Consider the following 12,191-nt stretch of genomic DNA (forward strand, 5'->3'; position numbering starts at 1 on the left):
GTGGGGGCGGGCGTCGCGGGCGGTGGGTAGGCCACGGATGGCGGCCATGGTGGTGGTGGCCACGGCGGCGGCAATGGCGGTGGACATGGCGCCGGCATGGGTGGGCACAATGGCACTGGCAATGGTGCGGGCCTCGCGGGTGATCACGCCGGCAAGGCTACGCGCGATCATGGTGTGAGCGGCAATCATTATGGAAGCTCACGTAACCAGGACAACGGCCATGGGACTACCACCTCAGGTATTGCCCAGTCCAAGGATACTCGCGGCTTGACGAAATCTACCGCTATCTCGGGGACTACGCCCGGTGATCATAATGCCAAGGGGCTGAGCGGCGCGGTACAAAACTCCACCAAGAATGATCGATGAACTGAAGGCTGCCAGGTATTGAATGGGCCTGGCAGCCGCTTCGTCGAACGGCTGCGCACCGCGGAACTTAAAAGGCAACCTTATGTCGTATCCGCACTCAAGCTCCCCCCTGCGCCTTCTGGAGGCGAAACAAACATGAAAAAAACCTTGGTAGCCGTCTTTACTTGTGCCCTGGCGCTCGGCGCAACTGCATTGTTGCCTGCCGATGTCTCGCCGATTGGTTCCGCATATGCCAAAGGTAATGGCAATGGCGGCGGCAAAGGTGGGTTCAATGGTAATGGCGCCGGCTACGAGAGTGATCATGCCGGCAAGGCCACCCGCAACCATGGCGAGAGCGGCAATCACTATGGCAGCCTGCGCAATGATGACAACGGCCGTGGCACTACCCGGTCCGGTATTGCCCATTCCAAGGAACACAACAAGGCCGGGCGCTCCTCTTCGAAGCATGATCGATAACTGAAAGCGCACATGGCGTGCCCGCGAACCGGGCGATGCGGTTGATGGCACCGGCTACGCCGGTGTTCGGGGGCTCGCCCGCGCCTGCAGTCTGGTGCCCGCCAGACCTCAGACCCTGAACCGCCCTACCAACGCCGTCATCTCCCCCACCAACCCCGACAACGCCTTGCTCGCCTCACTGGTCTGCTGCGCCCCCGCTGCCGAGGATGTCGACAGCTCGCGAATGTTCAGCAGGTTGCGGTCCACCTCTCGCGCCACCTGGGCCTGCTCTTCGGCTGCGCTGGCAATCACCAGGTTACGCTCGTTGATCTCGCCGATCGCACTGTAGATACCCTCCAGCACCTGCCCCGAAGCCAGGGTCACGTCCAGTGTCGACTGGGCGCGGCTGGTACTGGCCTGCATCGAGGCCACGGCCGCTTCGGTACCCGCCTGCACGCGCCCGATCATCTGCTCGATTTCCTGGGTCGACTGTTGCGTGCGGTACGCCAACGTACGCACTTCATCGGCCACCACCGCAAAGCCGCGCCCGGCTTCGCCGGCACGGGCGGCCTCGATGGCGGCATTGAGCGCCAGAAGGTTGGTTTGCTCGGACACCGAGCGAATCACTTCCAGCACCTTGCCGATATCCCGCACCTGCCCGACCAGTTGCTCCAGATGAGCGCTGCTGGCCTGGATTTCCCGAGTCATGGCCTCGGTGCCGTCGATGTTGTCGCTGACTTGCCGCCGGCTTTGCGCTGCCAGCTGGTTGGATTCGCTGGTGGTCTGCGAGGTGGTGATGGCATTGCGCGCGACCTCCTCCACGGCCGTGGTCATTTCGGTGACGGCGGTGGCGGCCTGCTCAAGCTCCTGGCCCTGCTGGCGCAGGTTGTTGGCACTTTCCTCGGTGACGGTATTCAGCGCCGCGGCAGCTGCGTCCAGTTGTCTGGCACAGCTGCTGATCTGCCCCAGGGTGTCGCGCTGGCTCTGCTGCATGCGTTCAAGTTCATGGAACAGCTGGCCGATCTCGTTACCGCCCTGCCCCTGCACCGGCACGCTCAGGTCGCCACCGGCAATGCGCTGAAAGTGCCGCCCTGCTTCGCGCAGCGGGTGCAGCACGCGCTGGGCAATAAAGGCCCAGCACAGCACCGCCAACAACAGCGTCACGCCCAACAGCCCCAGGCTCAGCAATTGCGCGCGCGCCAGGCGCCGGTCGGATTCCAGCATGATCTGCTGACCGCGCTCACTCAATGCCCCTACCAGTTGCTGGCGCAAAGCCTGCAGCCGGCCCATGGCATTACCGGCGTCGGTATTGACCTTGAAATACTGCTCGAGCGAACGTTGACGGGTTGCCTCACGCTGCCCCGCGACCGCCTTGGCGTACTCTCCATAGGTGGCCTGCAGGGCGGTTGCCAGCGCGTGCAGCCCAGGCTCGCGGGCGTTTTCGACAAACTCGTCCACCAGCTTCTGGCTCTTGTCATTCAGCTCGACCGACATCGCCATGCGCTTGCTGGCACTTTCCTCATGGCCACCCAGCTGCTCGATGAAGCCTGAAGATACATTGGCGCTGGCGCGAATCGCCATCAGCAACGCATTGTTCAACCGGTCCGACTGGTGCGCGGTCTGGTCCAGTTCGTTGATCTGCTGGTCGCTACCCACCGCAGCCCGCCAGGCACTGACGGTGGAAAACAGCAGGGTCACGCTGAACAGCGACAGCACCCAGAACATTCCGGTGCGGATCTTCAGGTTGGCAAGCATGCGGGCAGTACTCCTTGTTGGCACCACTTCTGGTCGATGATTCGACGGTGGGTGTGCTGCTATCGGAGGTACTGCCCCAGGCTTGAGGCGCCGGAGTGCGGTTTTGGGCGGTAACCGAACAGATGTTGTCGAGGCAAAGACCGGGCTACAGGCAACAAATCGACCAGGCGGGAACTTCAACGCTCGGACTCGGTCGATAACATCCCCTCGCCCTCAAGCCAAGGGCTTGCCCAAGCCCTGCCGAGTCTGCCGCCGATGCCCAGCACACCTGTTCTGTCGACCTTGCTCCTGTTATTCAGCACAATCACGGCACAGGGCGCATTGGCTGGTGAACGCTACGCGCCCGCACGCAGCAACAATGCCTCGACCGTGCTGATCGAAACCGCCTCGCAACAGTATGCCGACGGCCAACTGGACAAGGCGGCGGCCACCCTGGAGCGCGCGCTGCACATTCAGCCGAACAACCCGGCAACGCTGCACTACCTTGGCGTTTTGCGCCTGCAGCAAGGGCAGTATGAACAGGCCGAAACGCTGGCGCTGCGCTCCAACCTGCGGGTGGGCAACAATCACGCCCTGCGCAGCCGCAACCTGCAGTTGATAGAAGCCGCGCACAAGGCCCAAGGCTCCGGCATGCTGCCGACGGCTGCACACTGACGGTGATCAGACGCTGCGCGTCAGCCCACCATCGACCTGCTTTGCACCCACACGCATTACCCGGTAAAGTCGGCGCCAGGGCGCTGGCTGCGCCTGCGGTCCGCGCCAAGGGGTTTCCCGAGCCATGCGTCATCATATTTCCATACCAGCTCCCGGCTTGTCGGCGGACCGAGCCCCAGAGGAGTTGGCATGCCCGCCATCAATGCATCCCGCCACCACGGCCTGCTCGACCTGCCCGCCTTGCGCAAACGTGCCAAACGCTTGCTCACCGCCCTGAAAAACGACGAGGCCGACGACACCCGCGAGCAGCTGCGCGCGCTCGGCCTGTCCGGCCCTGACTACCGGCTTGCCGATACCCAATGGCTGGTGGCCCGCCAGGCCGGCTTTGCCAGCTGGCCCAAGCTCAAGGCCCATGCCGATGCCGTCGCTTTCGCTGCACGCCACCCTGGCTTCACCGCCGATGACGAAGCAGCCGTGCAGCATTGGCGCTGCGGCAACGACATCGCCCACAGCTTGCGCACGGCCGGTTTTGCCGGTGCGTTCCAGATGTTCGACGACCCCATGGTCATGGGGCCCGTCTGCGCACTGCCCGAGGAACAGTATTGGCAGGTTCGGGCCGCTTACATACAGCAGGCGTTCAACCTGAGCATCCAGGACGTTGAGCAACGCCTAGCGGCGCAACGCACCGCCCTGGCCGGGTTGAACAGCGACAGCAAGATCGTGCTGTGGTGCGAGGGTGACGCTTACGACCAGCTGTTCCTGATCCGCGTACTCGCCAGCCTGCCCAGCCTGCCGCGCCGCTTGGAGCTGATCGAAATCACCCAAGTACCTGGAGTCGAGCGCTTCATCGGTATCGGCCAGCTGGCCCCGGACCTGCTCGCCTGGCTATGGCCACAACGTCGCGCGCTGGGTGAGGACGTGCTGGCCCTGGCCCGGCAGACATGGGCGGCCTATACCGCGCCTGACCCAAGGGCCTGGGCTGCCCTGGCGGACATCCAGCATGCCGCCTTGCCGTTGCTGGGCCGGGCCCTTGCGCGGCAACTTCAGGAGCTGCCGGGGGCGAACGACGGTTTGAGCCTCACCGAGCGCCTGCTATTACGCGTTCTGGAGTCACGCGGCGAGCTGCCGGCCGGACGTGTGTTTGCCCAGTTGATGATGCAGGATGAACCCCTGCCTTACCTGGGCGACATGATGTTCCATGTTTTGCTGCAGCCCCTGATCCATGCACCACACCCGCTGCTGCTGGAAGGCCCGGGCGAGTCTTGGGCACAACGGCCGTTGCGGCTGACCGCTCTTGCCGAGCAGCTGCTCGCGGGGCAGGCGCATTGGCTTGACCACAACCCTGCGCAGCGATGGGTGGGTGGAGTGCTTATCAATGCCGCGGACAGGCCCTGGGTGGTCAGCGAACAGGGCGAAGTATGGCAGCGCAAATAGCCCGCTCGAGCCTGATCAGGTAAAGCGGTGGATGGCACCGGCAAGTCAGCTCTCATGGAACTGCCCATCACTCATTGCATTAGCAGGGATCCTGTGGGAGCGGCTTTAGCCGCGAACACCGGCGCAGCCGGTGCCATGCAGCGCGTTGGATTCTTCGCGGCTAAAGCCGCTCCCACAGGGTACGCGGACCGCTTGCGAATTCAGTTCTCTACTCGACAGCGCAGCCCAAAGGGCTGGGCGATCTAGCTTTTCAGAGCTTGAGCAACACCGTCGCGCCTACGGGACCAATGTTGCAATCGCCTTCGCCGCTTGCGCCAAACGTTGTGTAGCCAGCCGGATTTCATCCATGTCCAGCGAGGCGAAACCAAGGCGCAAGGCATTTTCCGCATGACCAAACGGCGAAAACTGCCGACCACTGCGTACCACCAGGTCCAACTCCAACGCCTTGCCAACCAACTGATCCACATCGATTCCGTCAGCAAACCTCACCCACAGCGCCAACCCACCTTCCGGCTCGCGCACGGTTACCTGCTCGCCAAAGGCATCGCGCAAGCAAGCCAGCAGGGTCTCTCGACGTCGGCGATACTCCCGGTTAACCCGACGCAAGTGCTTCTTCAGCTCGCCATCATTGATCAAGTCCGCCAGCATCTGCTGCATCACCGCATCGCCCTGCCCCAGGGTCAGCGTCGCCCTGCGTTCGAGCGCCGCGGCCACCTCCGCCGGCGCCACGATGAAACTGCAACGGAACGTACTGCCCAGGGACTTGGACAATGAGCCAATGTAGATCACGTGCCGCTGCTGACGGTCGCTGGCCAACGGCAGGTAAGGCCGACCGGCGAAGTGGTACTCATGGTCGTAGTCTTCCTCGACCACGCAAAAGGCGTGCTGCCGCGCCAGCTCCAGCAACTGCTGCCGGCGCCCGGCAGGCAGGCTGACCGTGGTCGGGAACTGGTGATGGGGAGTGATGTACAGCATGCGCACCTGATGCAGCCGGCAAAGTGCATCGATCTGCTCGACCCGGCAGCCCTCGTCATCCAGCTCCACGGTCACCAGCCGGGCGCCCAGCTGGCGGAAGATCTCCCACGCGGGCGGATAGCTCAGGCGTTCGACCAGCACAACGTCACCGGGCTTGAGCAGCACGCTGGCCACCAGGTACAGCGACATCTGCACGCCCTGGGTCAGGCAGATATGCTCGGCGCCAACGTTCAGGCTGCGATTGTTCCGCAGCATGTCGGCCAACGCGCTGCGCAGGGAGTGGCTGCTGCACGCGCTGCCATGGCGCACGGTGTTGGCGGCAAAGCTGTTGCGCAAGGCATTACGGTAATAACGGTGCAGAACGGTCTGCGGCAGCAGGCGGTGGTCACAGGCGCCGTTGTCGAAGAACAGCGCACCCGGCCGATCCTGCTGCGCGGCAGCCTGTTCGTTGGCCGCGAAGTAGGCAACGGCAGGCTCCTCCTGTAGCACCAGGGCAAAGGGCTGCGCTGCATCGGGCTCGGCCAGCGTACCAGCCGCCAGCTGCCGACTGACGAAAGTGCCACGGCGCTGCACGCTTTCCAGCCAGCCTTTGGTCTCGGCTTCCTCGTAGGCGAGGATCACCGTCTTGCGGTTGACGTTCAGCAGTTGCGCCATTTCCCGCGTACCGGGCAACGGTGTGCCGGGGCGCAGGCGGCCCTCGGAGATCGCGGCTACCAGACCCTCGACGATCTGCCTGTACGAAGCCTGCGGCTGCGCCCCGTCGAGCTTGAGCAGTGGCTGCCATTTGCGAAGCTGGACCATGTGAATTAACCGAAACTGGAGGTTCTACTGGTCCTGGACTATAGCAACAATCGAACCTCCACTTGCCCCGAGGTGCCCATGCAGAACCGCCACGTGATTGAATTGTCGCCCTCGGGCAAAACCTTCGACGCCAGCCAGGAGCTGCTGCTCGATGCCATGCTCGCCAGCGGCCTGCCGGTGCCCTTCTCCTGCCGCCGCGGCGCCTGCGGGTCGTGCAAGGTCAAGGTGGTGGCGGGGCAGTATCGGCACAAGCAGCGGACGGCAGACATGCCCGCGCCCTGCTACCCCCTCGCCGCCGACGAAATGTTGCTGTGCCAGAGCCACGCCTGCAGCGACATGCGCCTGGAGATCCCCGGCTGGTCCCTGGAAACCCAGGCGCTGGAAATCCATGCGCAGGTTCATGGCAAACGCGAACTGAGCGCCGATATCATCGAACTGGTGCTGCAGCCTGCACAGCCGTTGGCGGTAAGGGCTGGCCAATACGTACGCTTTCGGCTCGACAACGGTGATAGCCGCTGTTTTTCCATAGCCAACCTCCCTGCCCAGGACCAAGGGCAACTGGTGTTTCACATCCGCAAGGTAAGCGGCGGCCTGTTTACCGAACGCCTGCTGCCAACCCTGCAAGCAGGTGACACCTTGAAACTTGAAGGGCCGGTGGGCGCCTGCACCTGGCAGCACGAGGACCAGCGGCCCCTGGTGCTGTTCGCCACTGGCACAGGTTACGCCGGCATCAAGCCATTGCTGCTGACCGCCCTGGCAGGTGATGCCGAGGTCACGTTGTACTGGGGCGGCAGATCGGACGCCGACTTCTATGACCGTGAGTTTCTCGAGCAGGCCAGCCGTGCACACGCTCACTTTCGCTGGCACCCGGTGCTGTCGGACCAGGCACGCGTGCAGCAGGTGGCGCTGGCCCAGGCCCATCGCTGGGCCGACACCCAGGTCTATGCCTGCGGCAATGTCACGATGATCAGCCAGGTTCGCGAGCAGTGCCTAGCAGCAGGCCTGCAGCCCCATCGTTTTGTCGCGGAGGCTTTCGTTGCCAGCGGCGCACAGGCGCCCGAGGCGTCAACAGCCAGCCCATTGCACCCGGAGCTGGAAAAAGTCGGCCCGCGCTACTCGCTGGACGGCATGCTCGCTGCCCGCGAGCAGTCGGTACGGGCCGTGACGGCTATCGCCAGCCAGCTGAAAGTCGGCATGACCACCGCCCAGGCGCTGGAGATGGCCGCGCAAACCTTGCAGGCGATGGGCGCATCGCACACCTGGCACCCGACCTACATCCGCTTTGGGGACGACACCGTGCGCACGCCGCGCCAAGGCATTGATCTGCAACGTGTATTACGTAACACGGATATCGTCGTGGTCGATGTCGGCCCGGTATGGGATGGCTATGAGGGCGACTATGGCGACACCTTCGTGTTCGGCCAGCACGAGCTGCACCACGTCTGCGTCAAGGCACTGCATGAAGTGTTCGATGAAACCCGCCAGGCCTGGGGCCATGGCCTGACCGGGCGCGAGCTGTACGACTTCGCCGAGCGCAGTGCCCAGGCAAAAGGCTGGCAGCTGGAGCGCAATCTGGCCGGGCATCGCATCGCCGACTTCCCGCATGTGCTGTATGGGCAGGACAAACTGGCCGAGGTGGAAATCGTCCCGAGCGAAGTGGTGTGGGTGCTGGAGATCCAGCTGTGCCACCCTAGCGAGCCGGTCGGGGCGTTTTTCGAAGACATCCTGATTGGCGAGGCCAGGCCGCTCTCATAGATTCAGCAGGCCCCTGTAGGAGATCCGCTAGCCCTTTGGGCTGCGCTGTCGAGTAGAGAACATAATTCGCAAGCGATCCGCATACCCTGTGGGAGTGGCTTTAGCCGCGAAGAATCCAACGCGCTGCATGGCACCGGCTGCGCCGGTGTTCGCGGCTAAAGCCGCCCCCACAGGGGCCCTGCTGATTCAATGAGTCATATGCCCTTCTATCTCAAGCACCGAGCGAATCCAGCACGCCTTGCAGCTTGCCCCGGGTCATCTCGGTGCACGGCTGCATGGGCTCGCGCAGTTCGTCGCTCATCAGCCCCTGTAGCTGCAAGGCCGCCTTGACCACAGCCGGGTTCGGCTCGGCAAAGGCCATCTTCATCCACGGCAGCAACTGGTAGAACGTGCCGCGCGCGGCTAACCAGTCGCCATGGTCGACCTGCTGCAGCATGCGCACGTACAGGGCGGCGCGTACATGCGCCGAAGCCGAAATGGCCCCTGCACCACCCAGGCACAGGTTGTTGAAGATCTGCGCGTCCTCACCGGCCAGCACCTGGGCGTGGCCGTCCTGGATCAGGGCCATGGTGGTCTCGCTGTCGCCGCTGCAGTCCTTCACCGCCGCGATGCGCGGGTGGCGCACGATGCGGCGCAGGGTTTCACGCTCGATGCGTACCCCGGTGCGGTAGGGGATGTCGTAGACGATCACCGGCACGCTGGCGGCATCCGCCACGGTGCTGAAGAACGCCTCGATGCCGGCCTGCGAAGGCCGGATGTAGCACGGTGCAGGGACCAGCAGCCCGCCAATGTCGCGCCGCTGGATTTCAGCCTGGAAGGCCAACAGCTCGCGCAGGTTGTAGCCCGACAGGCCCATCACCACCCTGCCCGGCTCCACCCAGGCCAGCACGGCATCCAGAATGGCCAGTTGCTCGGCCTTGGACAGCGCCGCTGCCTCGCCCGTGGTACCGCATACCACAAAACCGGCCACACCCTCTTCGAGCAGCTTCTTCACCAGCTTTTCCAGGGCGGCGAAGTCGATTTCATTGGCGCGCATTGGCGTGACGAGGGCGATCCAGATACCACGGAAATTCGACATGCAAAAACTCCTGATGTTGACCGAAAGTCAGCGTCAGCAGGGCGAAGAGTCGAAGTGGTCTGGCAGGGATACCTGGCGCCTTCTGTCTCGTCAGCCCACCTGACGAGACAGCGCGCCTCGGTCAGATGAGCGGCTGTTTCTTGGATTTCTTGGCAACGGCAACGCACGCGCCTGCCTGGGCGATGAAGCCCGAAGCGAAAATGGCGTGGTTGGAAATGGACATGCCGGCAAGCCCGTTGCGTGGATATGGCTGGATAATGGTGGCGCGGCGTACCCGGTGTCAACACCGAGATCGCCAACCCATTGGGCTGCGCTCTTGCCCAAGGAATTGAATTCCCAAGCGGTGCACGTACCCTGCAGGTCCGATCTTGCACAAGAGGCATTTGATCAATCCAGCAGCCACCCGGCATCGCCCTCGTCCAGCACACCCCCGTGATCCGTCCTGTCACCTTTACGCGCCACGGCCACGCCTTCGATCAGGAAATGCTCAGCCCCACTTTCGATCACGGCGCCGCAGGTGGTCCGATCCCCCACCCTGGCAACCGCCCTGCCATTGAAGGTGTACGTGGCACTGCCGCTTTCTACCTGGTTGGTGCCATGTAGCGGGCAGACATGTCGATGACCTACAAGTACGACAGGGTTCATTGAGCTTCTCCTTCTGATGGCCCAGTACGCGATTCACGGTCCATTTCCTGAGGCCAATCAACCTTCGGCGCCAGGCAGTGCATGTGGCTGAGGCCATCGTCATCGTTCCAGTCGCGGGGTGGGTGCACGAATTTCGGCAGGGCTTCGGGGCCTTGCTGCATGAATAGCCGGGCGATAGCCCAGTAGGCTTCTCCGTGGTAGAGGTCGTGGGTGAATAACACGCGGTCGATGACTTCGTCGGTGTCCGGGTTGCGAACCGACAGCATGACGTTTTCGATCAGCCCACCGTAGCCGGGGGCGTAGACTCGGTAGACTTCGGCGGTTACGTCGTCCCAATTGTAGGCGACAGGTTTGACGCCCCAGTGTTTGCGGCTGAACAGGCAGAGGTAGTTGCATCTGAATTGATAAACATAGATCTTTCGACGCAAGCGATTAAAACGTATTGGTTCGTCTCGTGGAAGTGCCAAGTCTAGCCGGACAAATGAAAAGACGACCCACATGCAGATTAGAGGCCCGAGTATCAAGATTAGCTTCATAATCCAATCGAAGGCCTGACTGTAATCAATGAGACCCCAATACACTTGTCCAGCTACAAAAAACAAGAACAGCAGCGTCGGAATGCCAAGCAAGGCCAATACACCTCGTAGACGGACTGTAGATCGAGGCAACTCCATGTATACATCATCAGTATGGTTTGGCGGCGGATTAATATCGTTCAAATTCAAGAGAGATGTGGGTGCTTCGTGGGCGCTCGGTAGATCGTAGCGCCAGCCTGGCGCACGTCTCATTAGCACTCTTGGCTCATGCGTCGTCATTTGCCCTCCGGTTACATACCTCAATATACGCACTTTCAATTTCTCGGTCCGGCCAATACATTACCAGCAATGTTGCTGCGACAATGGAGTGCGCTCCAATTGTCGGCATGAGTTCTATAAGGCCTGAGATAGCCAATTGGGACCGGTCATTACCCTCCGAAAAAGAAGAGTACTTTTTATCAATATTAAAGTCGCTTTTATAGTCGGGCAGCCTAGGTGGAGAAAAGCCAGGGAAGCTGGCCGACTTGGAAGAGCCAGTTGAGCGACGTGCATGAAACTCATCCACAACCAGCGTCTCTCCTCCCGTGTAGTCCGGGAACTGGCCATCACCTCGACGATGGACTGTCAGGCACCACCGATATGCCGACATTCCGTCTTTGTACTGAGGTAGGATTATCTTGAATTTTATTTTTGGTTTCCGTTCAAGACCGGTCAACCCTCCGATCCTTGGAGTGGCCGGGTCGCTTACCAGATTCGCTTCGAAGTGGAATTCTGCCTGTACACCTAGCGTGGCGGCGTTGAGCTCCGCAAATGCGATGTCTGCGTATTCCGGGCTTCTCCAGTGAATGACTGGCGTCTCATCTGCCTTTCCAAAACAGCACCGTCGGGCCCACCGTTCCAGAGCGGATGACTCATTCTCTTCAGCGCTTTTGCTAAGCGTATAGGCAGTCAACGCCAGCACCACAGCGAGGCCTACGGGTCCCCATACAGTGGAACTTAATGCTGTTCCAGCGACGGCAATGGCGCTGGCCCCGTAAAAACCTGCAGCCAACCAGTATCGTATCGCTGCTGCACCATCTCCTGCTGCCGATACACGTTTAGCAGCAGAAACTGCCTGTGCTGCCTCAACAAAGCCGACGACAGCGCCTACTACAGCACCGATCTTTATCACGGTCTCGCCTATGGCAGTAGCACCTTTGGCCCATGACATACCCTTATAGGCACTTGCCCGCAACATGAGCCCAACCAGTTCGATATGCCCTCCCAACACTCCCAAGTACGATCCTTGCAACGCCAACTTGGCCTCATACGCCTTCGGCCCAATCTCCGTTTCCGCCTTTTCCTGATTCCTGCCCAGGCTGTCCTGTTGCAAATACAACCCGCCTATCGCCAGCAGAACCTCCCAGCTGCCGGCAATCCCACGCAACCCGGAAAAACCGGTCTTCACCAATCGGGCCGCCTGCTGCGACGTGATCTTCATCCCCTGCAATAATTTGCGCGCATCGGCTTCCAACGTCCCCGCCGCCACCGAGATATCCACCAGGGCAAGCTGCGCCGCGCTGCTCGCCTGGGTCACGCCCATGCTGGCTTCCTTGAACAACCGCCCATGCACCTCCTCAGCCTTGCCTTCGACCCACACCGTCACACTGATCATCGTATTGGTGAGCCGTGGATCGAGCACGGCCAGGCTCATCAAGCCGTGCTGGATAATCGGCCGCACCTTGCGCATGGCCTTCATCGAGCCAAACTCGAAGTCA

General features: G+C 61.9%; 9 protein-coding genes and 2 pseudogenes. 5 read left to right on the top strand and 6 right to left on the bottom strand.

The annotated features are described in order from the left end of the window. Positions 1-39 precede the first annotated feature (39 nt). A pseudogene (locus tag CAF92_RS27725) lies at positions 40-366 on the top strand (hypothetical protein); the annotation flags it as partial. Positions 367-501: 135 nt separating this feature from the next. After that, complete coding sequence (locus CAF92_RS26050; protein WP_015270018.1) at positions 502-822, top strand: hypothetical protein; 321 nt, start codon at positions 502-504, stop codon at positions 820-822. Between the two features lie 108 nt (positions 823-930). Here the strand turns inward: CAF92_RS26050 and CAF92_RS26055 are convergent, their stop codons facing one another. Further along, the gene (locus CAF92_RS26055) at positions 931-2,556 is read right to left on the bottom strand and encodes a methyl-accepting chemotaxis protein (RefSeq protein ID WP_085602328.1); all 1,626 of its coding nucleotides are present in this window, start codon (positions 2,554-2,556) and stop codon (positions 931-933) included. Between the two features lie 321 nt (positions 2,557-2,877). Between CAF92_RS26055 and CAF92_RS26060 the strand changes: the two genes are divergently transcribed. Both CAF92_RS26060 and CAF92_RS26065 read left to right on the top strand, forming a co-directional pair. Further along, entirely contained in the window at positions 2,878-3,210 is a 333-nt protein-coding gene (locus CAF92_RS26060; protein ID WP_230386317.1) for a tetratricopeptide repeat protein, read from the top strand. A 189-nt stretch (positions 3,211-3,399) separates the two neighbouring features. Next, complete coding sequence (locus tag CAF92_RS26065) at positions 3,400-4,644, top strand: DUF1835 domain-containing protein (RefSeq protein WP_085602329.1); 1,245 nt, start codon at positions 3,400-3,402, stop codon at positions 4,642-4,644. Positions 4,645-4,920: 276 nt separating this feature from the next. Here the strand turns inward: CAF92_RS26065 and CAF92_RS26075 are convergent, their stop codons facing one another. Beyond that, complete coding sequence (locus CAF92_RS26075) at positions 4,921-6,420, bottom strand: PLP-dependent aminotransferase family protein (RefSeq protein WP_085602330.1); 1,500 nt, start codon at positions 6,418-6,420, stop codon at positions 4,921-4,923. Positions 6,421-6,498: 78 nt separating this feature from the next. Between CAF92_RS26075 and CAF92_RS26080 the strand changes: the two genes are divergently transcribed. Further along, entirely contained in the window at positions 6,499-8,175 is a 1,677-nt protein-coding gene (locus CAF92_RS26080) for an NAD(P)H dependent flavin oxidoreductase family protein (protein WP_143516232.1), read from the top strand. Between the two features lie 211 nt (positions 8,176-8,386). Here CAF92_RS26080 and dapA read toward each other — a convergent pair whose 3' ends face one another. The 4 genes and pseudogenes from dapA to CAF92_RS26100 all read right to left on the bottom strand — a co-directional run. Continuing rightward, positions 8,387-9,253 carry a 4-hydroxy-tetrahydrodipicolinate synthase gene (gene dapA / locus CAF92_RS26085; RefSeq protein WP_085602332.1) on the bottom strand — a complete coding sequence of 289 codons (867 nt, stop codon included), beginning with the start codon at positions 9,251-9,253 and terminating at the stop codon, positions 8,387-8,389. A 387-nt stretch (positions 9,254-9,640) separates the two neighbouring features. Continuing rightward, a complete protein-coding gene (locus tag CAF92_RS26090; RefSeq protein WP_085602333.1) occupies positions 9,641-9,898 on the bottom strand; it encodes a PAAR domain-containing protein in 258 nt (85 codons plus the stop codon). Next, positions 9,895-10,713, bottom strand: a complete 819-nt coding sequence (locus tag CAF92_RS27730) for a DUF6708 domain-containing protein (RefSeq protein ID WP_256573811.1) — start codon at positions 10,711-10,713, stop codon at positions 9,895-9,897. The genes CAF92_RS26090 and CAF92_RS27730 overlap by 4 nt, the downstream gene beginning before the upstream one ends. Next, positions 10,700-12,191 (bottom strand): annotated as a pseudogene (locus tag CAF92_RS26100) (hypothetical protein); the annotation flags it as partial. The pseudogene CAF92_RS26100 and the gene CAF92_RS27730, both read right to left, overlap by 14 nt.

The sequence above is a fragment of the Pseudomonas sp. B10(2017) genome, from assembly GCF_002113295.1.
Lineage (GTDB): Bacteria > Pseudomonadota > Gammaproteobacteria > Pseudomonadales > Pseudomonadaceae > Aquipseudomonas > Aquipseudomonas pudica.